The sequence below is a fragment of the Yinghuangia aomiensis genome, from assembly GCF_039542225.1.
Classification (GTDB): domain Bacteria; phylum Actinomycetota; class Actinomycetes; order Streptomycetales; family Streptomycetaceae; genus Yinghuangia; species Yinghuangia aomiensis.
Map to the genome: position 1 here is coordinate 135,838 of NZ_BAABHS010000008.1, position 23,847 is coordinate 159,684.

22 protein-coding genes are annotated in these 23,847 nt (G+C 71.1%); 12 read left to right on the forward strand and 10 right to left on the reverse strand.

What is annotated here, in order from left to right:
* Positions 1–72: 72 nt before the first annotated feature.
* The 5 genes from ABEA93_RS12985 to ABEA93_RS13005 form a co-directional block, all read right to left on the reverse strand.
* The gene (locus ABEA93_RS12985; protein ID WP_345675618.1) at positions 73–855 is read right to left on the reverse strand and encodes a GntR family transcriptional regulator; all 783 of its coding nucleotides are present in this window, start codon (positions 853–855) and stop codon (positions 73–75) included.
* Complete coding sequence (locus tag ABEA93_RS12990) at positions 803–1,612, reverse strand: enoyl-CoA hydratase/isomerase family protein (RefSeq protein ID WP_345675619.1); 810 nt, start codon at positions 1,610–1,612, stop codon at positions 803–805. The genes ABEA93_RS12985 and ABEA93_RS12990 overlap by 53 nt, the downstream gene beginning before the upstream one ends.
* 35 nt (positions 1,613–1,647) lie before the next feature.
* The gene (locus tag ABEA93_RS12995) at positions 1,648–2,769 is read right to left on the reverse strand and encodes an acyl-CoA dehydrogenase family protein (protein WP_345675620.1); all 1,122 of its coding nucleotides are present in this window, start codon (positions 2,767–2,769) and stop codon (positions 1,648–1,650) included.
* Positions 2,766–3,947 carry an acyl-CoA dehydrogenase family protein gene (locus ABEA93_RS13000; protein ID WP_345675621.1) on the reverse strand — a complete coding sequence of 394 codons (1,182 nt, stop codon included), beginning with the start codon at positions 3,945–3,947 and terminating at the stop codon, positions 2,766–2,768. The genes ABEA93_RS12995 and ABEA93_RS13000 overlap by 4 nt, the downstream gene beginning before the upstream one ends.
* Before the next feature lie 78 nt (positions 3,948–4,025).
* Positions 4,026–4,853 (reverse strand): enoyl-CoA hydratase/isomerase family protein, encoded by an 828-nt coding sequence (locus tag ABEA93_RS13005; protein WP_345675622.1) that lies wholly within the window; start codon positions 4,851–4,853, stop codon positions 4,026–4,028.
* 133 nt (positions 4,854–4,986) lie between these two features.
* On the opposite strand from ABEA93_RS13005, the gene ABEA93_RS13010 reads away from it, so the two are divergent.
* The 6 genes from ABEA93_RS13010 (at position 4,987) to ABEA93_RS13035 (ending at position 13,039) form a co-directional block, all read left to right on the forward strand.
* Complete coding sequence (locus tag ABEA93_RS13010) at positions 4,987–6,612, forward strand: thiamine pyrophosphate-dependent enzyme (RefSeq protein ID WP_345675623.1); 1,626 nt, start codon at positions 4,987–4,989, stop codon at positions 6,610–6,612.
* A gap of 50 nt (positions 6,613–6,662) precedes the next feature.
* Positions 6,663–8,156, forward strand: coding sequence for an aldehyde dehydrogenase family protein (locus tag ABEA93_RS13015; RefSeq protein ID WP_345675624.1), 1,494 nt, complete (start codon positions 6,663–6,665; stop codon positions 8,154–8,156).
* Positions 8,157–8,230: 74 nt separating this feature from the next.
* Complete coding sequence (locus ABEA93_RS13020) at positions 8,231–9,847, forward strand: AMP-binding protein (protein ID WP_345675625.1); 1,617 nt, start codon at positions 8,231–8,233, stop codon at positions 9,845–9,847.
* Positions 9,844–10,944: an Ldh family oxidoreductase gene (locus ABEA93_RS13025; RefSeq protein ID WP_345675626.1), complete on the forward strand. Its 1,101-nt coding sequence runs from the start codon at positions 9,844–9,846 to the stop codon at positions 10,942–10,944. The genes ABEA93_RS13020 and ABEA93_RS13025 overlap by 4 nt, the downstream gene beginning before the upstream one ends.
* Positions 10,945–10,986: 42 nt before the next feature.
* Positions 10,987–11,808 (forward strand): TauD/TfdA dioxygenase family protein, encoded by an 822-nt coding sequence (locus tag ABEA93_RS13030; RefSeq protein ID WP_345675627.1) that lies wholly within the window; start codon positions 10,987–10,989, stop codon positions 11,806–11,808.
* A gap of 37 nt (positions 11,809–11,845) precedes the next feature.
* Positions 11,846–13,039, forward strand: coding sequence for an amidohydrolase family protein (locus ABEA93_RS13035; protein ID WP_345675628.1), 1,194 nt, complete (start codon positions 11,846–11,848; stop codon positions 13,037–13,039).
* Positions 13,040–13,109: 70 nt separating this feature from the next.
* Here the strand turns inward: ABEA93_RS13035 and ABEA93_RS13040 are convergent, their stop codons facing one another.
* A complete protein-coding gene (locus ABEA93_RS13040; protein WP_345675629.1) occupies positions 13,110–13,727 on the reverse strand; it encodes a GntR family transcriptional regulator in 618 nt (205 codons plus the stop codon).
* 215 nt (positions 13,728–13,942) lie between these two features.
* On the reverse strand, positions 13,943–14,650 hold the full coding sequence (locus ABEA93_RS13045; protein ID WP_425584924.1) for a glycoside hydrolase domain-containing protein: 708 nt from the start codon (positions 14,648–14,650) through the stop codon (positions 13,943–13,945).
* Here ABEA93_RS13045 and ABEA93_RS13050 point away from each other — a divergent pair.
* The gene (locus tag ABEA93_RS13050) at positions 14,643–14,849 is read left to right on the forward strand and encodes a hypothetical protein (RefSeq protein WP_345675630.1); all 207 of its coding nucleotides are present in this window, start codon (positions 14,643–14,645) and stop codon (positions 14,847–14,849) included. The genes ABEA93_RS13045 and ABEA93_RS13050 overlap by 8 nt on opposite strands.
* 424 nt (positions 14,850–15,273) lie before the next feature.
* On the opposite strand, the gene ABEA93_RS13055 is transcribed toward ABEA93_RS13050, so the two are convergent.
* Complete coding sequence (locus ABEA93_RS13055; RefSeq protein ID WP_345675631.1) at positions 15,274–15,948, reverse strand: GAP family protein; 675 nt, start codon at positions 15,946–15,948, stop codon at positions 15,274–15,276.
* Positions 15,941–16,123 carry a hypothetical protein gene (locus tag ABEA93_RS13060; RefSeq protein WP_345675632.1) on the reverse strand — a complete coding sequence of 61 codons (183 nt, stop codon included), beginning with the start codon at positions 16,121–16,123 and terminating at the stop codon, positions 15,941–15,943. Before ABEA93_RS13060 ends, ABEA93_RS13055 begins: the two co-directional genes overlap by 8 nt.
* 347 nt (positions 16,124–16,470) lie before the next feature.
* Between ABEA93_RS13060 and ABEA93_RS13065 the strand changes: the two genes are divergently transcribed.
* From ABEA93_RS13065 to ABEA93_RS13080, 4 genes are all read left to right on the forward strand, one after another.
* A complete protein-coding gene (locus ABEA93_RS13065; protein WP_345675633.1) occupies positions 16,471–17,415 on the forward strand; it encodes a TIGR03619 family F420-dependent LLM class oxidoreductase in 945 nt (314 codons plus the stop codon).
* 418 nt (positions 17,416–17,833) lie between these two features.
* Positions 17,834–18,091 carry a PucR family transcriptional regulator gene (locus ABEA93_RS13070; RefSeq protein ID WP_345675634.1) on the forward strand — a complete coding sequence of 86 codons (258 nt, stop codon included), beginning with the start codon at positions 17,834–17,836 and terminating at the stop codon, positions 18,089–18,091.
* Positions 18,092–18,570: 479 nt separating this feature from the next.
* The gene (locus ABEA93_RS13075; protein WP_345675635.1) at positions 18,571–19,191 is read left to right on the forward strand and encodes a hypothetical protein; all 621 of its coding nucleotides are present in this window, start codon (positions 18,571–18,573) and stop codon (positions 19,189–19,191) included.
* A gap of 44 nt (positions 19,192–19,235) precedes the next feature.
* The gene (locus tag ABEA93_RS13080; protein WP_345675636.1) at positions 19,236–19,559 is read left to right on the forward strand and encodes a cupin domain-containing protein; all 324 of its coding nucleotides are present in this window, start codon (positions 19,236–19,238) and stop codon (positions 19,557–19,559) included.
* A gap of 79 nt (positions 19,560–19,638) precedes the next feature.
* On the opposite strand, the gene ABEA93_RS13085 is transcribed toward ABEA93_RS13080, so the two are convergent.
* A complete protein-coding gene (locus ABEA93_RS13085) occupies positions 19,639–21,435 on the reverse strand; it encodes a SulP family inorganic anion transporter (RefSeq protein WP_345675637.1) in 1,797 nt (598 codons plus the stop codon).
* 257 nt (positions 21,436–21,692) lie between these two features.
* Here ABEA93_RS13085 and ABEA93_RS13090 point away from each other — a divergent pair, with 257 nt between their 5' ends.
* Positions 21,693–23,774 carry a protein kinase domain-containing protein gene (locus tag ABEA93_RS13090; RefSeq protein ID WP_345675638.1) on the forward strand — a complete coding sequence of 694 codons (2,082 nt, stop codon included), beginning with the start codon at positions 21,693–21,695 and terminating at the stop codon, positions 23,772–23,774.
* The last annotated feature ends 73 nt before the right edge of the window (positions 23,775–23,847 follow it).

Below are 23,847 nucleotides of genomic sequence, written 5' to 3' on the forward strand. Positions count from 1 at the left end.
TGGCCCCTCGGCGGCGGTGTCCGACACCGCCGCCCGGGGCCACCTGTGGTGTTCGACGCGCATGGGTGTGCCTTACAGCAGCCGCCGGGCCCGCAGGAGGTCGACGACCTTGTCCGCCTGGGAGTGGAGCATGGCCGCCAACTCACGCTGGGCCGTGGCTCCGTCGCCGTCGGCGATGGCCGCCGTCACCACCCGCAGGCCGGCCTTCTGGATGTCCATCACACCCGGGACTTCCGCGAAGAAGTTGCCCGGAACCAGGTTGGTGGTGAGCAGCCGCGCCATCGCGGTGATGCGGCGCGAGCGCGCCATCACGAGGAGCCGCCGGAGGAATTCGGTACTCCAGTCGAGGTACTCGCCGGGATCCGTGGCCGCCTGGAGGCGGCGGTGGGCGGCCTCCAGGGCCTCGACCTCCTGGCGGGTCCCGCGTTCGGTGGCGCGGCGGGCCGTGTAGCCGTACAGCATGCCCAGGAGGTCGTAGTGGTCGCGCGTGGAGTTCTCGTCGAGTCCGTTGACGAAGGCGCCGCGGTGCGGCTCGCTCGTCACCCACCCTTCGCGGTCGAGGGCGATGACCGCCTCGCGCACGGGGACGCGGCTGACCCGCAAGTCGGCGGCGATCTCGTCCTGCGGTACGCGGTCGCCGGTACGCAGCCGGTTGTCGAAGATCAGGGTGCGGATGTACTGGGCGACTTGCTGCGCACTCGTGGGACGGGCGAGCCCTCCGAACCCCGCCTCGTGTTCGGAGCGCTTGTCCCCGCGGCGATCCGTGATGACGACCTCCAGGCTGTGCTCTGCCGGATGCTTCCTACTTGCCGAAGTTCGGTGCGCGCTTGTCGAGGAACGCCCTGACCGCCTCACGGTGGTCCGCGGTCCCGAAGGTGAGCGCCTCCATCGCCAGTGACGCGTCGAGGACGCGGTTGACCCGGTCGACCAGGTCGGCATTCGCCAGCCGCTTGTTGAACTGGATGGCGATGGCCGGGCCTCCGGCGATCCGCGCGGCGAGCTTCTCGGCCGCGGGCAGCAACTCCTCCCGCGGGTATACGTGATTGACGAGCCCGTACTGCCACGCCTCTTCGGCGGTCATCAGGTCGCCGGTCATCAGGAATTCCTTGCCCCGGTTGAGGCCCATCAGCAGGGGCCACAGGACGGTGCCCCCGTCGCCGGCGACGAGCCCGGCGTGTACGTGCGGGTCGCCGATGCGTGCCCCGTCGACCATGAGCGTGATGTCGCAGAACAGCGCGATGGTCGCCCCGAGTCCGAGCGCGTCGCCGTTGATGACGGCGATCATCGGCTGCGGAACGGCGAGTTGCGACTGGACCACGGCGACCGAGCCGTGCATCAGTTCGGGGAATCCGTCCTCGTACCCGGCGCCGTCCAGGTTCTCCTGCATCCCCGAGAAGTCGGCGCCCACACAGAACGCCTTCTCCCCGGCCCCGGTCACGACGACCGCGCGCACCTCCCGGTCGGCCGCGATGCGCCGGAACAGCGGGGCGATCTCGTCGTGCATCTCCGGATTGATCGCGTTGCGGCGCTCCGGGCGGTCGAAGGTGACCCAGAGGATGCCGTTGTCCCGCAGCTCGGTGCGGAAGTGGGTGAAGTCGTAGCGGTCGCCCATGATGCTCTTCCTGGTCGAAGGGTCACGTGGTGGTGTCAGCCTGTGGTGGAAGGCCCCAGCAGTGCGTCGGACAAGACCGAACGATGGAAGCGCGGTCCGCCCAGCATCGGCTCACTTGCCTTGATCCGGCGGTACCAGAGGTGCAGCGGGACGTCCGCGTGGATGCCCTCCCCGCCCGCGAGCTGGTGGGCCGCGGCACTGACGGCGCGGCAGCGCGGTGCGCACAACGCCTTCAGCACGGACGCGGTCGTTCCCAGCGGTTCGCCGGCCTCCACCAGCGCCGCCGCCGCGTACACGGCGTCCCGGCAGGCCGTCACGTCCGTGAGCATGTCCGCACAGCGGTGCTGGACCGACTGCAGCACGCCGAGGGGGAGGCCCCATTGGTGCCGCGTCTTCACATGCTCCACGGTGTGGCGCAGGGCGCCGTCCGCGGCACCGACCATGTCCGCGCACTGCACGATCAGCGTCCGGTCGACCGCGGATTGCACCAGGGGCCAGGCTTCGCCGGGGGCGCCCACGACGGCCGCGGCGGGGAGCCGGACGGCGTTCATGGCGATCTCGCACTGCCCGTCTCGGCCGAGCGTGGGGAGCAGGCGCGTCGACACTCCCACCGCGGCGGTGTCCACGGCGAAAAGCGTGTGCCCGTCGCCGGACCGTGCGAGCACCAGCAGGACGTCGGCGTCGGCGGCATGGGGCACGAAGCACACGGCACCGTCCAGGACCCACCCGTCCGCGTTCGGCCGGGCGACGAGGTGCGTGCCGTCCGGCGCGTAGCTTCCTTCGCGCCCGGTCAGGCCGGTGGCGTACCTGCGTTCCCCCGACACCAGCGGCGCCAAGTGCTCGCGATGTGCCCGGGCGTCGCCCGCGAAGAGCAGCGCGAAACCGCCGAGGACGAAGCCGTTGAGCAGCGGTGTCGGCATCGCGGCCGCCCCCAGGCGTTCGGCCGCCCGGACCAGCACGCCGAAGTCGGACCGGCGGTCCGGACTCGGGAACCAGCCCCGGCCGAGGGCAGTGCGCCACCACGCGGTGTCGTATCCGGGGGCGACGCCGGCGAGGGCCTCGGCCGCCGCGGGGTCGGGCCAATCACGGAGCGATTCCTCGAAGCCCGGCGGCAGCGGCGGCGGGGACACCGGCGGCAGCGGCCGTACGGACGTCATTTCCGCCTCGCTGTCGGAAGGCCCAGGCCCGCCTGCGCGATCGTGTCACGCTGCAGCTCGTTCGCTCCGGCGCCGATGGTGCCGTGCACCCGTTCCAGGTATTCCCAGGCGAACCGTCCGCCGGCGGCGGCCGGCGCCGGTTCGGGAGCGAAGAGCGGTGCGTGGATCATGCCCTGATGCCCCGCGGCCTCGGTGGCCTCCTGGGCGATGCGCTGCAGCAGCTCGGTGGCGAAGACCTTGGCCATCGACGCCTGGGCGACGGCATCGCTGCTCCCGCGGTCCGCGGAGAGCGCCCGGCAGGCCAGGCGCACGCCCGCAGTGAAGTCCACCTCCAAGGCCGCGAAAGCGTCGCGAGAGACCGGGTCCCCGCCGCCGGTTTCGCGCAGGTGGCGCCGGAGTCCGTCCAAGGCGTGCCGGGCGAAGCCGAGGTGGAACATGCCCGACCGCTCGGCCCGCAGAGCGGCCGCCAGTTGCCGCCATGCGCGGCCGGGCTCCCCGAGGACGGCGCCGGGCGGCAGCCGGACCGCGTCGAAGTGGACCTCGTCGAGCGTCCAGCCGTTCATCGTCGGCCGCCTGACGACGCGCACGCCGGGTGCGGCCATGTCCACCAGGAACATCGTCATCGCGGCGGACCCCAGCGGCCCGGTACGAGCCACCGTGCAGCACCAGTCCGCCTTGTGCGCCCCGGTGACCAGGGTTTTGACGCCCGACAACACATAGCCGCCGCCCTCTTCGACCGCGGTGGCGGACAAGGCACGCAGATCGCTCCCGGCCTCGCGTTCGCTGTAGGCGACGCACATGGTCAGCTCTCCGCCCGTCATCCGCGGCAGGAAGAACGCGTGCTGCTCCTCGTTCGCGAACGCGGCGACCGAGAATCCGGCGAGCGTGACGGCCGTGTCGACGAGCGGAGCATCGTGCGCCGCGACCGCGAAGTCGAAGGCCGCACGCAGCCAAGGACCCGCCGGAACCTCGTCGGGCAGCCCGATGCCCAGCATGCCGCGCGTGCCCGCGGTGCCAAGGACGCGGCGCTCGAACGGCTCGTCGAGCCCCGTCAGGTCCGCCGGATCGGCGTGCTCGCCGGCCTCCGCCATCACGGCGGCGAGGAACTCGTCCAGTTCCTCGGCGAACACCTCGACGGCATGTCGTGCGTACCCCGGCTGACCCTCGTCGACCGTCATTCCCGCCACCTCCTGGCATGGCCAGGGCGTGAGGGGTGTGGAGATCCACCAGACACGCCCTTGGCCGGTCGAACCGATTTACGACCCCGAGAAGTCGGCGCGGCGGCCCTCCAAAAGCGACGCAACTCCTTCGACACGGTCGCGGGTCTGGGACAACATGGCGATCGCGGCACGTTCTTCGGCGAAGGCGGTGGCCATGTCGCAGACCGACGAGCGCCGGTACAACCGGCGCGCTTGTCCGACGCTCAGCGTCGGGCCCGCGGCGAGCCGCGCGGCGAGGTCGTCGGCGACCGTCTCGACCGACTCCGCCGGCACGAGCCGGTTCACCGCGCCCCAGCGGTACAGGTCGGACGACGTCACGGTGTCGCCCAGCAGCGCGATCTCGTTGAGGGCATGGAACGGCAGCACGCGCGGCAGGAAGAACGGGTCGCCGGCGTGGGGCGCCATGCCGCGGCGCAGGAATGCGTGCGTCCATCGACCGTCCTCCGCGGCGACGACCAGATCGGCCAGCAGCGCGAGCATCCAGCCGATGCCCGCGACGCGTCCGCGCACTGCGGAGACGACGGGGGTCTCCAGCTCCCAGAGGGTCTTGAAGAGTTCCTGGTACGGGACCAGCGGCTGCCGGTACTCCAGCGGCGTGGCCGGTGCGCCGGCCGCGCTCGACGCGAGATCGGCGCCCAGACAGAAGTCCCGTGCGGAGCCGGCGAGGACGACGCACCGGACGGACGGATCGCGGTCCGCACCGGTCAGGGAGTTCTGCAGGGCCTCCAGCAGCTCTTCGTCGATCATGTTGCGCGACCCCGGCCGGTTGAGCCGGAGCCGCAGGACCGCGCCGGCGCGCTCGGCCCGAAGGACCCGGTCGCGCGATGCGTCGACCGGCGGCGGTTCCTCGACAGATGTGCCCACTTCGCCTCCCGGAGACAAGTGCCCGCGGATTGTATACTTTATAAGAGTAGAGTAAGCAAGTGGCGTCGAGCCGTGGCGGATCCGCCTGCCGCAACCTGTTTGACGCGACCCTCCACCTGATATTTTATCAAATATGAAGAACTCAACGCGGCGGTCGGAACCGACCGGTCCCGAGGAGTGGACGGGTGGTCACGCGCTCGCCCGCCAGCTCGTCGCCGAGGGAGTCGACACGGTCTTCGGCCTTCCCGGCGACCAACTCATGGCAGCCCTCGATGCGTTCGTGGACGCTCCCGAGCTGCGCTACATCGTCACCCGGCACGAGCAGGCCACCACCTACATGGCCGACGGCTACGCCCGCGCCTCGGGCCGCCCCGGCGTCGCCATGGTGGTGCCCGGCGTCGGCGTCTACAACGCCGCGACCGGGCTGGCCACGGCATACGCATGCTCGTCGCCGGTGCTGCTGATCGCCGGGCAGGTCAGCCGCCACGGCATCGGCAAGGACCTCGGGCTGCTCCACGACGTGCACGACCAACTGGACGTCGTGCGCCCCATCACCAAGTGGGCCGAACGCCTCCTGCATCCCGAGGACATCGCCCCCGGCGTCAACCGGGCTTTCGCCGAGATGTGCGCCGGACGGCCGCGGCCGGTGGAAATCGAGATCCCGCCGGAGGCGTTCGCCGAGACCACCGCCGCGACGACCCTGGCTCCCGTGCGGGCATCCGGCAGGGCCGCCGCCGCGGCGCAGCTCGAACAGGCCGCCGCTGTGCTGTCCCAAGCCGCCGCCCCGCTCGTCGTGGCCGGGGGCGGTGCCGTACTCGGCGACGCCTCCACCGCCCTGACCCGAATCGCCGAACTGCTCCAGGCCCCGGTGGTCACGACCCGCGAAGGCAAGGGGGCCGTCGACGACCGGCACCCGCTGTCGGTCGGGACCGCGTGGGTGAATCCGCGGATGAGGCCGGTCATCGCCACCGCCGACGTCGTCCTGGCGGTCGGCACCCGCTTTCAGGGCATCGCGCTGACACCCGGCCAGAAGCTGGTCCACATCGATGTGGACCCGGAGCAGATCGGCCGCAACCACCCCGCGGACGTCGCCGTGGTCGGCGACGCGGCGCTGTCCCTCGATGCTCTGGCAGCTCTGCTGACCGGCCCGCCCCGGGCCTCGCGCGCCGAGGAGGCCCGGACGATGCGGTCCGACGCCGAGCGGCAGCTGGCGGCGATCGGGCCCCAGTGGGAGATGGTGCGGGCGCTGCGGCAGGGCATCCCCGAGGACGGCATCCTTGTGTGCGACACGACGTCGGTCGCCTACATGTGCCACATGGGCTATCCGGTGTACGCGCCGCGCACCTACTTCTCCACCTCGTACATGGGCACGCTCGGCTTCGGATATCCGGCGGCCCTGGGCGTCAAGGTCGCGCGGCCCGACGCCCCGGTCGTCACGGTGACCGGCGACGGCGGCTTCCTCTTCGCATCCAACGAACTGGCCACCGCCGTGCAGCACGGGATCCACACCGTGACCGTCGTCTTCGACGACGGCGCCTACGGCAACTCGAACCGCGACCAGCGCGACCGCTTCGGCGGCCGCGAGTACGGCACGGTCCTGCACAACCCGGACTGGGTGGCGCTCGCCAAGGCGTTCGGCGCCGACGGCGTCCAGGTCGACGACATCGCCAAACTCCCCGCCGTCCTCGCGGACGCGTGCGCGGCCGACCGCTCCACCGTCATCGCCGTGCCCATGCAGCGTCTTCCGTCGCCCTTCTGAGCGTCCGTCGTCCCACCGCACGCCCGACCCGTACGTCCCTATGGAGCCTTATGACTGCCCACAAGGTCGACCATGCGTTGCACAGGCGGTTCGCGGCGGAGTACCTGCCGGAGATGTCGATCCTCATAGGCGAGGAGAACATCCCCAAGGGCACGGACGGGGAACATGCCCATGTCAACGCGGCGACCGGGCGCGTCCAGGCCGCGGTTCCGCTGGCCGGTGCCGACCAAGTCGACCGTGCGGTCGCGGCCGCCCGCAAGGCGTACCCGGCGTGGCGCGCCTGGCGCCCGGACGAGCGCCGCAACGCGTTGCTGCGCCTGGGCGCACTGATCCGGGGCCGGGCGGCCGAAATCGCGCGGCTGCTCACCCTGGAATGCGGCACGCCCATTTCCGGTGCCGCGGCCATGCCGGGGCGGGCCGCGGATTACGTGGAGTACTACGCGGGGCTCGCGGACAAGACCGAGGGCCGGGTCGTCCCGATCTTCCCCGAGCGCGCGTTCGACTACACGGTTCCGGAGCCCTACGGCGTCATCGGGGTGATCTCCACCTGGAACGGCGGCATTTCGTCGGTGGCCCGCAAGGCCGGCGCGGCCCTCGCGGCCGGCAACACCGTGGTCGTGAAGCCCATGGAGCTGGCGCCGTTCTCGACCCTGGTGTTCGGACAGCTCGCGCTGGAAGCGGGCATCCCCCCGGGCGTGGTGAACGTGGTCCCCGGCGGCGCGACGGCGGGGGAGGCGCTGGTCGCCCACCCGGGCGTGGACAAGATCAGCTTCACCGGCGGGGCGGACGCGGCCCGGAAGATCCTCGTGGGCGCGGCCCGGAACATCACCCCCGTCGTCCTCGAACTCGGCGGCAAGTCCGGCAACATCGTCTTCCCCGACGCCGACCTGGACGCGGCCGGGCCGTTCGCCGGGGCCGCCTGCATGCGCAACAGCGGACAGGGCTGCGTCATGCCGACGCGGCTCATCGTCCACGCGGACATCCACGACGAGATCGTGGAGCGTGCCGTCCGGACGGTGCGGGAGATGCCGATCGGCGATCCGCTGGACGAGCGGACCCTGATCGGGCCGGTCGTCAGCGCGGCGCACGCCGACCGCGTCATGGGCATGATCGCGCGGGCCGCGGACGGCCGGTCCGGGGACCTCCTCCTCGGCGGAGGCCGCGCCGGCGACCCTCTGGGGGAGGGGCACTTCGTCGAACCGGCGGTCTTGGACCGCGTACCGCCCGACGCCCCCATCGCCCAAGAGGAAGTCTTCGGCCCGGTGCTCTCGATCATGGCCTTCTCCGACGAGGACGAGGCCGTCGCGCTCGCCAACGGGACCCGCTACGGGCTCGCGGGCTATGTCCACACCCGCGACCTGCAACGGGCGCACCGGGTCGCGGCCGCACTCGACGCCGGATACGTGTCGCTCAACGGCTTCGCCGCTTTGCCCGCCTCCGCCCCGTTCGGCGGTTTCGGGCTCAGCGGCTATGGCAAGGAGGGCGGGCGGGAAGGGCTGGGCGAGTTCCTGCGATCGAAGAACGTCTATCTGCCCCTCGCCTGAATCCGCGTTCGCCATCCGTGCCGGCCGTGGCCGGCGAATCCGACAGTGCTTCTGCCCAGTTGAGGAGACCCGCGTTGTCCGATCGCCAGCACGCACCAACACCCGCCCAGGGCCCGATGCTGCCGGACCGCCGCCTGCTGGCGCCCAACGCGCTGCGCCATTGGGCCGCCGAGACCCCTGACGCAGCGTTCCTCGAACATGTGGACGGCCGCCGGCTGAGCTATCGCGACACGCTTGCCGAGGCCTCTCGCTGGGCCGCGGCGTTGCGGGCGCTCGACGTGGCCCCGGGCGAGCGGGTCGCGTACCTGGTCGCCGACCCGCTGGACAGCGCGCTCGTCTGGCTGGGAACGGGCCTGGCCGGCAACGTGGCCGTGCCGGTCAACAGCGCCTACTTCGGCCGCATGCTCACCCATGTCCTCGGCAATTCGGACGCGGTCGCGGTGGTCGTCTCCGCGGAGTTCCTCGACCGGGTGACCGAGGAGGCCGATCGTCTCCCGGATCTCCGGAGCGTCATCGTCGTCGGCGACTTCGACCCCGCCGCCAACCCCGGCGCCATCTCTTCCGCCGCCGTCCTCGCATCGGCGCCGGAAGCAGCGGAGTTCCCGGTCGCCGAGCCGTACGAGACCGCCGCAATCCTGTACACGTCCGGCACGACAGGTCTTTCCAAGGGCGTGATCACCCCGTGGGCTGCCATGCACGGCTACTGGTCGTGGGTGCCGGACGACACCCTCGCCACCGGCGAGGCCATGTACTGCCCGATGGCCCTCTTCCACATCTCCGGCCTGGGGTCGCTGCACTACACGCTGTCCCGCGGCGGGCGCTTCCTCACCCGCGACAAGTTCAGCGGAACCGCCTTCTGGGACGACGTCCGGGCCGGAGGCGCCGTCGCCGCCGGACTGGTCGGTCCCATGACGGCGCTCCTGAACTCCCTGCCCGCGAAGCCGGACGACGCCGACAACCCGCTGCGCGGCGTCATCCTGGGGCCGATGATCGCCGAAATGGCGGCGTTCGAGGACCGCTTCGGGGTGCGGGTGGCGACGTCCTACGGTATGACCGAGGTTCCCCCGCTGGTGGTCACCGGCTGGGACCACGGCCCCTGGCAGACCAGCGGGCGTGTCCGGAGCGGCTATCCCTGGGCCGAAGTCCGCGTCGTCGACGAGCACGACGTGCCGGTGCCGAGCGGCGAGACCGGCGAACTCGTCGTCCGTGCCGGGGCACCCTGGGCGCTGAACGCGGGCTACCACAAGATGCCCGAGGACACCGCACGGGCGTGGCGCAACGGGTGGTTCCACACCGGCGACGCGTTCCGCCAGGACGAGGACGGGCGGTTCTCCTTCGTCGACCGCGTCAAAGACGCGATCCGGCGCCGCGGCGAGAACATCTCGTCGTTCGAGGTCGAGTCCTTCGTCCTGGACCACCCGACGGTCCGCGAGTGCGCCGCGTTCGCGGTGCCCGGCGCCTTGGGCGGCGACGAGGTGATGGTCGCGGTGGTCGCCGCGGACGGGGAGAAGATCGAACCGGCCGACCTGGCGGCCTACCTCACCGACCACATGCCCGGCTACATGGTGCCCCGCTACATCGACGTGGTCGACGAACTCCCGCGCAACACCACGTCGTTGCGGCTCCGGAAGCACGTGCTTCGGGACCGCGGCGTCACCGCCGCAACCTGGGACCGGGAGCAGACGCGATGAGCAACAGCCGACGGAAGGACGAGATCGACGTGGTGGAGCCGAAACCCCGGAACACCGTCCCGGCGGAGAACCTCCGGAGGGTCCTCGGCGGGGTGCTGGAAGCCCTGGGCGCATCGCCGCGGGACGCGGCCACGGTGGCCGAACTCCTCGTCGAGGCGGACCTGCGCGGCGTGGACTCGCACGGCGCCCACCTGCTCGGCCTGTACGTGGCCCGCGTCCGCGCCGGCCACATCGACCCCGCCGCGCAGCCGAAGCTCGTCGACGACGGAGGTACGACGCTCCTGCTCGACGGCGGACTCGGCTTCGGGCAGATCGCGGGCCTCGAAGCCGTGCGCCTGCTCGTCGAACGCGGGCGGGAGCACGGGGTGGCGGCCGTGGCCGTCCGCGAAAGCACTCATCTCGGCGCCCTCGCCGCCTACACCGAGCGGGTGGCACGGGCGGGACTGATCTGCCTGTGCTTCCAGAACGGGCCGACCATCGTGCCGCCGTTCGGCGGGGTCACCCAGCTCTTCTCCACCAACCCGCTGTCCTACGCCGTACCGGCGGCCGCAAAGCCGCCGATCGTGTACGACATCGCCACGACCACCGTCGCGGGCAACAAACTCCTCTTGGCGAAGAAGCGCGGCGACCCGTCGATCCCCGACGGGTGGGCCAACGACGAGCGCGGACGCCCGACCAACGCCCCGGCCGAGGCATCGGTGCACCACCTGCAGTGGTTCGGCGGCCACAAAGGCTTCGGGCTCGCCTTCCTGGTGGAGCTGATGGCGGGGGTCCTCACCGGCAGTGGCTTCGGGCGCACCGAGCACACCGCTTCTCCGGCACACGGACGCGACCGCGTCGCCAAGGGTTTCGTGTTCCTGGCAATCGACCCCTCCCGGTTCCTGCCCGGCGGCGACTTCGGAGCGCGGGTCGACATGCTCGTCGACGACGTCGTCGGCTCGCAGCCGGCCGACGGCGTCGACCGGGTCCTCGTGCCCGGTCAGCTCGAACACGAACGCCGGGCCGTCCGCGAGGCCGAAGGCATTCCGCTGTCCGCGGCGTTGCGCGAGGAGATCAACCGCTACGCCGCCGAACTCGCGGTACCCGGGCTCGGCTGAGACCTCGAGGAATTCGACGGCGGAGGGGATGGGAGAGGAACCATGGCAACTCACGCGACCGGGTCCGCACCCGCGTCGGAGCTGCACGCGGAACGCCTTTCGTCGGCGCTGGGCGCGTTGGTGACGGGCGTCGACCTTGCGACCGACACGAGCGACGCAACCGTGGAGCGGCTTCAGGAGCTGTTCCTGGAGCACCAAGTGCTGTGCATACGAGGGCAGCAGGCGATGACGTCCGGACAGCAACTGGACTTCGCGGCACGATGGGGCGAGATCTCGGTGCACCCCTACGTGCCGAGCATCGACGGCTACCCGGGGCTGATGAAGATCTACGACCCGAACCCGGTGACCCAGCGCTGGCACGCCGACACGACGCACGCCGCGGCGCCGCCCGCGCTGAGCATGCTGCTCGCCCGCATCCTGCCGCCGATCGGCGGGGACACCATGTGGGCGGACGCCTACGCGGCATACGAGGGACTCTCGCCGGGGCTCCGGCACACCCTCGACGGGCTGCGCGCGGTGCACCGCGGCACCGAACTGGCCGGGGAAGCCGGGCTGGACCGCGACGCGGTCACCCAGACGCACCCGGTCGTCCGCACCCACCCCGTGACCGGCCGCAAGGCGCTGTTCGTGAACGGCGACTACACCTCGCACTTCGAGGGGTGGACGGCCGAGGAGAGCGCGCCCCTGCTGGCCTACCTGTACGCCCAGGTCGCCCGGCCCGAGCTGGTCTACCGGCACCGTTGGCAGGTCGGCGACCTGGTGATCTGGGACAACCGCTGCACCCAGCATGCGGTGGTCGGCGACACCGGCGGGGCGGAGCGCGTCCTGCACCGCGTCACCATCGCGGGCGACCGCCCGCGATGACCATCGGGCGGGCCCGCACCGCCGTGAAGGAGGGGTCGTGAACCGAATACCGCCGATCGTCGACGTCGACGCACACGTGGTCGAGCCGCCCGACGTCTGGTCGTCCCGGCTGCCCGCCAAGTACCGCGAGACCGGGCCCAGGGTGGTGCATCTGCCGGCCGGGACGCCCAAGCTGGACGGTGGCGGCTACATCGAGGAGCCGGGCACCGAAGGACCGGACGTGGCCTGGTGGTTCTACGAGGACCACAAGTACTCGGTGAAGCGCCTGATCGCCGCCGCCGGATACCCGGCGGACGAGATCACCATGGCGGGAGTCACGTACGACCAGATGCGTCCCGGATGCTGGCAGCCCGCGGCGCGTCTGGCCGACATGGACCTCAACGGCGTCGAGGCGCAGTTGAGCTACCCGAACTACCCGCGGTTCTGCGGCCAGATCTTCCTCCGGGGGAAGGACCGCGAACTCGCGCTCCTCGGCGTGCGGGCCTACAACGACTGGATGGTCGAGGAGTGGTGCGGCAGCAGCGGCGGCCGGTTGATCCCGCTCTGCCTCGTGCCGCTGTGGGACGCGGAGCTCGCGGCCGCGGAGGTCCGGCGCAACGCGGCCCGCGGAGTGCGTGCGGTGGCGTTCTCGGAACTTCCCACGTACCTCGGACTGCCGAGCATCCACTCCGGCTACTGGGACCCGTTCTTCGCCGCGTGTGCGGAAACCGGCACGGTCGTGTGCATGCACATCGGCTCGGGGACCAAGACGCCGCAGGCCTCCCCGGACGCGCCCGACGCGGTGGCCGCCACGATCATCTTCGGCAACTCGGTGGCCAGCATGGCCGACATGCTCTTCTCCGGCGTGCCGCACCGGTTCCCGGATCTGAAACTGCTGTACGCCGAGGCGCAGATCGGATGGATCCCGTACCTGCTCGAACGTATCGACGACGTGTGGGAGACGCACCGGGGCTGGAGCAACGGACAGGCGGCGTGCCCGGAGCCGCCGTCGACGTACTACTACCGGCAGATGTACTCGTGCTTCTTCAAGGACTCCGTGGGCACCGAGCTGCTGCACCGTGTGGGGGTCGACAACGTCATGTTCGAGACCGACTACCCGCACCAGGACGGCACGTGGCCGCACTCGGTCAAGGCCGCGGAGGACCAGTTCGGGCACTTGGACGCGGACGTCGTCCGCAAGATCGCCCGGGGCAACGCGATCCGGGTCTTCGGGCTGCCGCTGACCCCGTGACGTGACCGATTCCGCGGGGCGGGCGTCCTTCAGGATGCCCGCTCACGGCGTGTTTTCCGCGGCCGGGAGATCAGGCCAGAAGGTCGCGCGAACGCAGCAGGCTGACGACGTTGTTCGCCTGGGTGCGGAGCATCCCGGCCAGCTCGGCCTCCGCGGCCGCCCCGTCCCGGGCCACGACGGCCTTCGTGACCACGCGCAGGCTGCGCTTCTGGACGCGCATCACTCCGGGCACTTCCTCGAAGAAGTTGCCCGGCACCAGGTTCGTCGTGAAGACGCGCACCATGGCGGAGATCCGCCGGGACTGCGCCATCGCCACGATCTGGCGGAGGTAGGCGTTGTTCCGCTGGAAGAACTCGCCCGGATTCTCGGCGGCCTGCAGCGTGCGGTGGATCGAGCGCAGCGATTCGAACGATTCGTCGGTGCCGCGCTCCGCCGCGCGGCGCGCCGCGAAGCCGTAGAGCAGGCCGAGCATCTCGTAGTGGTCCCGCGTGGAGTTCTCGTCGAGCCCGTTCACGAACGCGCCGCGGTGCGGCTCGAGGGTCACCCAGCCTTCGCGGTCGAGCGCGATGACGGCCTCGCGGACCGGCACGCGGCTGACCCGCAGATCCGCCGCGATCTCGTCCTGGGGGAGCCGGTCGCCGGTCTTCAACGTCTTGTCGAAGATCATGTGCCGGATGTACTCGGTCACCTGCTGTGCGCTGGTGGGACGCGACAGGCCTTCGGGCCCAACGACAAGGGAGTCGGCCCCGAGAGCGATGCGGTCGACTTGCTTGGCGATGCTGGCCTCCCCGGCACGTCGGCACCCGATGCCGATTCCTGAACAAAGTATATGTGCTGGAAATCAGGCGTCCGGCGGCTCGGCCTGTTGTGCTGCGGCGATATCGCACCGGGGGTGATGGGTCGTCAGCCGATGACGGCGACGGGAGCGTCCCAGGCGTTGCGGTCGACGGTCACCGTGGCGCCGCCGTAGGTCTCCCGTGAGTTGACCTGGTACTGGTGGGCTCGGCGGTGGCCGGTGAACAGGCCTTGGGCATAGGGGAAGCTGCCGGTGGTGTCCGCGGCGCCGTCGTACTTGGCGTACCAGAGTGCGTCCGGCATGTCGGCGGCCCCCTGCGCGGTCGCCTTGGCGATGTCCGCGGCGCTGGAGGAGGCGAAGCCGTAGAAGCCCGGCCGGTACGAGCGGGCTTTGACCGCGCGGTTGAAGGACTGGGTGTAGGCGAGCACCGCGGCGGCGCAGGAGGAATCGGCGGTGTTGTACGCCTCCATGTCCAGGTAGAGGGTGCTGCCCGGGCGCATGCCCAGGGCCGAGGCCTTGGAGACTGCGTCGGCGCCGTCCGCGGTGCCGAGGGACACGGCGGTGGCGGCGGTGATCTTCTCGGGGCTGGAACCGGTCTGGCACGGCGGTTGCGCGCCGACGTACAGCGGGATCAGCTTCCAACCGGAGCTGCTGACCGCGCCGGCCCAGGCGGCGGTCAGCTGCGGCTGGGCGCAGCCGCGGTTCTTGCCGCCGACGTAGACGGCGATGGCGCCGTAGGGGGAAGTGCTGCGCCACGCGTTCATGGTGGCGAGCGGGGGCGCGGTGCAGGTGTCGAATGCCAGGCCGGTGAACACGTTCCCGTTCGAGGTGCCTGCGGGCGCGCCGCCGGGTGCTTCCGGGGCCTTGGGGGCTCCCGGCGCGGCTGACGACGGAGCGGAAGCGGCGGGCGACCCGGCGGCCGACGCCGAAGGCGACGTGGAAGGCGAGCCGGACGGCGACGGGGATGCGGACACCGTGGCCGATGACGAAGGGGCTCCGGACTCCGACGGCTGAGCGGCCGACGACGCTGCCCCGCCCGCACCCGCCGGCGCACCCGCACCCGCAGGCGCCGCACCGGACGCGTCGTCCGCCGGCTTCGCGCACGAGCTGAGCGCGAGCCCGCCCACGAGGATCAGGCAGGCTGCGGACAGCGCGGCACTGCGCGGAGCTTTGACGGGGCCGTTGGTCACGTGTTCCTCACCGGGAAGTTCTACGGAAGCGGAGAGCGAGCACGGGTATGCATATCACCTGTTGATCTTGTCGCTTCAGTTGCCTCAACTGCCTCGGTCGGCAGGGGAAGGCTTGGCGCTCGGCCGGATCCGATCTCCGACATGACCGCCGAAGGCTTGGCCCGCGGTGCATTCGAACGAGCCGAACCCGGTGGCGGGGTTCCTGTGCATGTGTGCGCACGGACTGCTTCCCCGCCCGGTGTTCGCATTCAGTGCGCGAGGCCGCTGATGGCGTCGCCGACGTACTTGGCGCCGAGGACGATCAGCAAGGTGGTCATGATGGCGGCGTTGTGCCGCGTCATCCACGTCTTCCATCCGGCGAGCACGTGAGCGGATCGGTCGCCGCCGAGGAGGTAGACGCCGAGGGGAGCGAGTGTGCACAGCGAGGCGATGAGCACCATGAGGACGGCGGCGACGGTCATGCTCCCGGCCGAGGCGCCGCTGCTCGCGATCGACACGGCGCCGCCGACGGCGAGGACGAGGTTCTTGGGGTTGGCGACGGCCAGGGCCGCGGCGAGTCCGGCGGCCTTGAGGGGAGTGAACCGGTCGATGGCGTTCATCCACCCGGGTGGCGCGGGTTCGCTGTCGTCGTCCGGCCGGTCGCGCCACTGCTTCACGCCGAGCAGCAGGAACAGCAGGCCGAGCGCGAGCTTGAGCCACAGCGTCCAGGTGGCGGGGCCGCCGTCCGAGGCGTCGGCGCCGGAGCCGACGAGGATCACCACGGTGACCAGAAGGGCCAACGAGGCCACCCAGCTCAGGGTGAACGCGATGCCGTTCGTGCGGCCGCGCGCTGTGGCGAGCATCAGCACGACGGCGATCAGGGGGAGAGGGCTGATCGCGATGCCTACCGCCGAGGCCAGCATCTGGCCGATGGCGTCACCCACGGCGAGGCGAGCGACGGGTACGGGTTGTCGGTGACCAGTAGCGAGCGGGTCTGGTGTCGTCGTCGGGCAGCCCGTCGAAGAACACCGGATCGCCCAACGGCGTGGACACCGACTCCGGCATGGGGATCGCCCGCAGCGTCGATTCCGGGATACCCGGGTCCAGTGCGTCCGACATGGTCAAGCACTCCGATCCGTCGATGCGCGTCCGCCCGGACGTCGTCCGCAGGGGCAAAGCGCCTTCGGGCGCGACGGCCGCCCGAGTTCCCGTCGGGAAGCAGGCGGCCGGCCTTCACCACTATTGGACAAAATTGAACAATTCGCACATCAAGGCGCATCAAGCGGCCATCCGGGGGTTCGGCCCGAGGTGGGCGGCGCACTCGCCGCGGTGGTCGCCGACGGCCACGGCGCCCTTGAGTCCGCACGGGGTCTGTGCTTGCCTTCTGATGATCTTGTCACCCAGGGTCACACGTCGTGCTGCTTCGGCTGCGCGAACCGGCCACGCCGAACTCGAGGTGTCCTCGCATGTCGCAGTCGCTTCCCCGTCCGCAGTTGTCCATGGGCCTGACCACGTTCGCCGCGGCGGATCCGGGCGGTTGGGAGCGGCTGTTCGACCACGCGCGCCTGTTCGACCGCGCGGGCGTGGACCGGCTCGTCGTGTCCGACCACGTCGCCTTCGGCGAGAACCTCGAGGCGTACGGCCGACCGGAGACCGGCGGCGTCCAAGGCGGCAAGCAGCCCACCGGACCGGACGGGTTGTGGCTCGAGCCGCTGACCGTCCTCACCGCGGTCGGCGCGGTGACGTCGCGCGTCCGCTTGGGCACGAACATCCTGCAGGCGGCGCTGCGCCGCCCGGCGGTCCTGGCCAAGACGGCGTCGACGCTGGATGTGTTGTCCGGCGGGCGCCTCGACCTCGGCGTCGGTGTCGGCTGGCAGCGCGAGGAGTACGAGGCGGCCGGTCTGTCGTTCGAGGGCCGCGGGCGTCTGCTCGACCAGACCCTGGAGGTGCTGCGGACGTTGTGGCGCGAGCAGCGGGCGTCCTACGACGGTGACGGACTGCGGTTCGAGAACATCCACCAGATGCCCAAGCCCGTGCAGCCGGGGGGAGTGCCGATCTGGGTCAGCGGCACGGTCAACCGCAACGTCGCGCGGCGCCTCGCCCGGTTCGGCAGCGGCTGGATTCCGTGGGGCCCCGCCGCCGCCGACCCGCGGGCGGGCATCGCGGCGATGCGCGAAGCCGTCGCCGCCGAGGGCCGGACCGAGTGGGACATCCAGGTCGTCGGCACCTTGCGGGCAGCACGGAACGACAACGGCGAACCGGACGTCAAGGCCACGCTGGAGCGGGTGCCGGACCTGGTCGAGGCGGGCGTCACCGACGTGCGCGTCACGTGGCCCATCCCCGACGACATCGACGCCGCCGAAGAGAGCGTGACGGCACTCGTCCAAGGCTTCCGCGCCATCACGCGGTGACGACGGTCAGGCGTCGGCCCCGGGCGGTTCCGGGCGGGTGATCGAGCGAGGAACGAGACCGAGGCCGCGGACGTGCTCCGCGATCTCGCCCAGGGAGGGTGCCCCGGACATCCGTCGCTCCGACGGCGCCGCGGACGAGTTCCTCCAGCACCGCGGCCCGGGCCGGTCTGCCGGAGAGGAACGGATGGTTCGTGAGGACGAAGCAGCCGCCGGCGGCCCGCAGCGCCTCGAACTCGTCCGACCGCATCTCCAGTGCCTTGCGCGGGCTCTCGATCAAGCCGCTGCCGGACAGGTCGTGGATGTAGCAGTACTGCTCCCAGTCATCGAAGCCCGAAGGGTCGGGATCTCCACGAGAGATCCCGACCCTTCGGGCCCGCGCCCGTCGACCGCGAGCTCGTAGGGCGCCCTCGTCGACCGCGTGATCGGCCCGGTCATCGCGTACGACCGCGAGCACGGCACCGAACTGGTCCGAACCCTGTCCGTGTACCTGCGGCAGCGCCGCTCCTGGCAGCGCACGTCCGACGCGCTGAAGGTGCACAAGCAGACCGTCGTCTACCGCATGCAGCGCGTGGAACAACTCACCGGCCTCACCCTCGCCGAGACCGCACACCTGGCCGAACTGTGGACGGCTGTCCAGGCGTACGACATCCTCCGCGAGATCGGCCCACAGGACTGAAAGCGGGCCGCCGACCTCGTCGCCGGCGCGTGGTGGGCGCGGGGTGTTCGAGGGCGCCGTCCGCCGCTGACCACGCGGCCGGGACGGGTCTGGGCCGCAGGCGGTTCGACCGTTGGATCGACAAGGCAATCGGCCTCCCCGTCTCCGGGACGGTCACCGGCTGGACCGGGCCCGCACGCGAACTGCAAGCCCCGCACGACACCGTTGCCTACCTTGCCCCGCATGTCCCCTGCTGCGACCCGACCGGCGACACGCACCGGCGGCGGCTGCGCCTGGACTTGGCGGACCGTCACGGGAATGGCGTTGATGTAGACGGCGGCTCGATGCGACTCGGCGGGCGCCCCCTCGGTATTGACGGCTAAGGCCATTAGCTTTACGCTCGACACCATCAAGCTAATGATCTTAGCCAAACAGCTTTTGTGGTGAGCCGCGGTGATCGCTTCGCCCACCGCATCCGCACATAGCCAGAGGAGTTCCTCGTGACCGCCATTGCCGCCCCTCGTTCGGCCGCTGTCTCGTTCCGCCACCGCGGCGCCGCCGGAGGCTACCTGCACGCCGGGGCGTGGGCCGCAGGGCTTTCGATCGGCTGGGGCGTCCTGCCCGAAGCCGGAGACGGCACCTCCGACATCGCCGCGAAGTACGCGGCACACCAGGGCGCGGCCATCGCACAATCCGGCCTGGTGCACGGCCTGGCCGCCGTGGCCGTCGCGCTGGTCGCCGTTGCGCTGGTCGGCGCCGGACGCCGCCTGGCGGGCTGCGCGGCCTTCGCCGCGTCCGGGCTGGCCTTGGGGCAACTGGTCCTCGAGCAAGTCGCCGTCCACAGCTCGGCCGACACCGCGACCGCAGCCTTGTTCAACACCGCACAGCGCGTCGACGGCCTGAAGATGCTGCTCTTCGCCGTGGCGGCCGTCGCCGTCGGGCGGGCCGCGACCGGGCGCTGGGCACGGCTGTTGAGCTACACGACCGCGGCCGCCATCGCCGTCTCCGGGGCGGGCTATCTCGCCGGTGCCGCACCGTTGCGCGCCGCCGCGATGCTGTCCCTTCCGCTGCTCCTGGTGTGGATGATCGCGGCGGGACGCAGCACCGGACGGGACGCCTGACGACGTCCGGACCGCCGTACGGCGGCTCTGGCATGATCGCCGCCATGAAGGTCATCGAATCCGGCACCTTCGCGCCCGCCGTGGACGGTTCCGCCGAGTATGTCGAGCACGTACGGGTTCCGGCACTGAGCTTCGGGACGTACTCGATCCCCGCCGGACAACCCGACGACCAGGTGCCGCACGCCGAGGACGAGGTCTACGCGGTGGTGAGCGGCAGAGGACGGTTCACCTCCGGCGGCACCACGGTCGAAGTCGGCCCCGGAGTCTCGCTTTTCGTACCCAAGGGCGAGGAACACCGTTTCCACGACGTCACCGAGGACCTGACCGTCCTGGTCTTCTTCGCGCCCCCGTACAGCGGACGCGGCTGACCCGCCCGGCCGGAAGCCGCGAATGCGCTGCCGAGATCCGGCTCCGTCCGAGACACCGTCGCGGCGTGCCGTGCCGCACTCACGAAGTCTCTTCGTCCGACCCGTCCGACCCGTCCGACCCGTCCGACCCGACGAGCCGCGGGCCCGCGCGACCGCCGCGCTCGGTGGGGTGCGCGGGATCCCCGCGGCGCCGTGCGCTCCAGCGTGTTCCGGTTGCCCACGCTTGTTCGAGGGGAGCGAAGATGGCTCCGCTTGCGGGGACGATGCCGTCGGTGCCGAGGTCGCGGTCGAGCCGGCCGGCCGTCAGAATCCGCACGAGCCCCGGTTCCGCGCCGGCGATGATCAGCTTGCCGCCCTGCCGGTCCAGATCGCGGACGTAGCGCTGCAGGAGTTTGACCATGGTGGAGGACGGGATGTCCGGCACTCCGCGCACGACCAGGACGAGGACCGCGTCCCGCGCCCCGGCGACTTCGGGCAACGCCGCGTCGAGCTGCGGGAGTTCGGCGAAGAAGCTGACGCCTTCGTAGTACAGCACGGTGACCTCGCCCGGCGGCAGCCGTTCCGGGACTTCCGCGGTCCGCCAGTGGCCCGTGTCGTCGCGGACGAGGCCGACGAGGCGCGCGCGGCGGGCGGCCTGGGCACAGTACAGCAGAAGCGAGAGGACGGCCCCGAGGACGATCGCGCGCTGGAGAGGGAGCTGGGTGGTGGCGAGGAAGGTCGCCGCCATGGCGCCGGTCGACATCCACGAGGTCCGCACGACGAGGCGGATGTCGCGGCGCTTGCCCCAGATCAGTTCGCCGCCGACGACCAGAATGAGGCCGCCGATGACCGGCATCGGGATGTGCTCGGCCAGCGGTGCGCAGACCAGGAGGACGACGGCCAGCAGGACACCGGAGAAGACGCCCGCCCATCGGGTCCGGGCGCCCGCGCCGACCGCGACACCGGTGCGGGAGAGGGACCCTCCGGACGGCAGGGACTGGACGAAGCCGCCGGTGACGTTGGCGAGCCCCTGGGCGGCGAAGTCGCCGTTGACCGACGAGCGCGAACCGTCGGGGTTCGGGACGGAGGGCCCGATGCCGGCTGCCTGGGCGAGACCGACCAAGGCGACGGCGACCGCGCCGCCGAGCAGCTTGGGGACGGCGGAGAGGTCGGGGGCGGAGAATCCGGGCAGCGATGAGGGGATGCGGGAGATGTCGGCGACGAGTTCGACGTCCGTACCGAGTAGGGCGACCGCCGCACTCCCCACCACCATGGCGATCAGCAGGGCCACCGGCTCCAACCGGCGCACGCGGCGGCTCACGGCCCAGACGGCGACCGTCGCACAGGCGACGAGGGTGGGGGCGAGCTGCCAGTCGGCGATATGGGCGACCCAGGCGCCGAGTTGGTAGAGCTTGTTGTGTCCTTCCGGCTGGTAGCCGGTGGCGTCCTCGAGTACGCCGGTGATGATCTGCAGGGCGATGCCGGTGGAAAAGCCGGTCATGACGGCGTTGGACACGAAGCTCATCACCGCGCCGAGCCGCAGGGCGGCCATGAGCAGCATGACCACGCCGACCATGAGGGTCAGCGTGGCCACGTTCCCGGCGTCCTTCGGGTCGAGCCCCGCGTCGGACATGGCACTCTGCGAAGTCAGGGCGATGGCACTGGTCAGAGTGGTGACCATGAGGACGGAGCGGGCGGCCAGTGAGCCGACGATCGCGGGAACGATCCCCGCGTACAGGCCCGCGACCGGATTGAATCCGGCGATCGACGCGTACGCCATGCCTTCCGGGATCGAGAACAGGCCGGTCACCAGGCCGGAACTCGCGTCGGACGCCGTCGGCCGCCCCGGTCGTGGCAGAACCCTGCGCAGGGCCGAGGCCCGCTGCCCGTTCGTCAACCGCCGTACCCCTGTTCTGCCGACGACTTCAACGCGTTGGCGGCCGGAGCCCCGCCCGAGCGCGGCGGGAGTCGTGCCCTTTCGGTCCCGAGGTGATACGGCCTGGCGTGTCGGTGTCCCGGGCCCCGGATGGCGCACGCAGACCCGGGCCCCCGAATGCACAAAAACACATATGACCGGCAATTGCCGGAATCTGCGCGCGTGGCGCCGGGTGTGTCGAACGCGGCAGCACCACACCCGGGCCCGCCCCGCCGGTCATGGCCCGTCTGGTGACGCGGGGCCGATGGCCCTTGGCCGTGCGTCGTGGTCCGCATTACTCCACGTGCGGAGACGGGTGCGGTCTACGCTTTCCCAGCGGCGGCGAGCGTGGGGGAGGCGACATGCAGCGTGTCCTGAACGGGCGGTACGTGCTGCTGGAGGAAGTGGCTCGCGGTGGAATGGGGGCGATCTGGCGGGCCACCGACCGGCTCATCGAACGGGAAGTCGCCGTGAAGCTGATTCCGCTGTCGGCGGATGATGCGGACCTACGGCTGCTGGTGGCCGAAGCGCGTGCGGTGGGTGCGGTGTCGAGTCCCTACGTGGCGGCAGTCTTCGATTGCGGACGCGATGCGTACGACGGGTACGTGGTGATGGAGCTGGTGCGCGGACGTTCGCTGGAGCAGCTGCTCACGGAGGAGCAACTCCCGGATCTGCGCCGTGTGCTGATGTGGACCGACCAGATCTGCGCAGGGTTGGAGGCGGCGCACGCCTGCGGCGTGGTCCATCGGGACATCAAGCCCGCGAACGTGATGATCACCCCCGACGACCAGGTCAAGATCGTCGATTTCGGCATTGCCCGCAACGTCGGCCAAGTCCATACCCGCGGGGCCGCGCTCGTCGCCACCGACGGATCCGGCCCGGCGTTCGGCACGCCTTCGTACATCGCGCCCGAACAGATCAACTCCGAACCCGCCGATGCGCGGACGGACTTGTACTCCCTGGGCTGCCTGTTGTTCCAGCTGCTGACCGGGGACACCCCCTTCGGTCGGGGCAGCCTCGTCGAGCTGATCATGCACCACGTCCGCACACCGCCGCCCACCCTCGCGCAGCGCGGGCGAGCGTTGCCGCAAGAGTGGGAGGACCTGGTCGCGGACCTGCTGGCGAAGGACCGTCGGTACCGCCCCGCCGACGCCGACGAAGTACGCCGCAGGCTCACCCGTATCGCCGCCGGAATGAACGACGTCGCACCTGCGGATGTGCTCACACGGCCCGTGCCGCTGCCCGCACCGACGCTGCGCGAGACCCTCCTGGCCCGGCGGGCGGGTTTGGCGGAGGGCGTCCCCTGGTTTCAGTGGGTGGAGAACCGGCCGGCACCGACGAGTGACGACCATCGCGGGACGTGCTGCGATCCTCTGCGGCCGTTGGGCTATACCTGCGATCCCGCATCCAACAGGACGATCGGCGACCGATCGCGGATCGTGGGGCGTGCGCCGGACGGAACCGGCTTCGTCGCGGTCGGCCGTGGACTGGTGGCATTCCGCCGCGGACAGCCGACCGAGAAGGTCGTGGATGCCATCGCCGCAACGGCGATCACCGCCGCGATGCGATGGAACGGCGTTGCCGAGGGCTGTCTCGCCCTGCAACCGGTACGAGGCCTGGCCATGACCAGGTACGCCTCGGCCGGCTGGGGCCTGTCCTGCCTCTGGTCGATCCACGACCTCCCCGAAAGCGGCGCGGCCGACACCGACTGGCCCTGGCTGTTGGGGCGACCGTTCCATCACCACCATCTGTACACGCCTCCACGTGTCCCGGCGCGGTCGGTCGCCGGTGGCATCGGCATGGCACTGAGCCTGTTGAACGCTGTCGCCGCGGTCAACGACGCCGGGTTGCCCGGCATCGCGGCCACGCCCACGACGATCCTGCCGGGTCCCGAACGCGACGAGTTCCGGCTTCTCGGGCTGCCGGTCGCCGCCGAGGACCTGCCCCGCGAGGCGTTCGACGATGTCGACTACACCATTCACCCGCTGATGGGGTGCTGGGGCAGAGGCGAGGACATCCTGCGCGGGCCCAATCCCACGGCCCCGACCAACAGGCGCGTTTGGGACTTCATCGCCCGGGAGACCGCCAACACCCTGCTTCTGCACCAGGTGGGTGCGCTCCTGTACCTGTGGCTCGAGGCACCCACGGTCGCGGAGCTGCCTCGGAAAGGGATCGACGGCTGGTCGCTCGGGTGGCGTCCGAAGCGCCTGACGCACGGACCGGCCGCACTGTCGAACCTGATCACCGCACTGACCCACCCCGACCCGCACAACCGGCCCACGCCCGAAGAGGCGCGGACGGCCCTCCGGCAAATGCAGTGACCAGCACGGCACGTCAGACGGAACATGGCGGAGTCGCGCAAGGTGATCCGCGCGACCGACAAAGATGCCACCC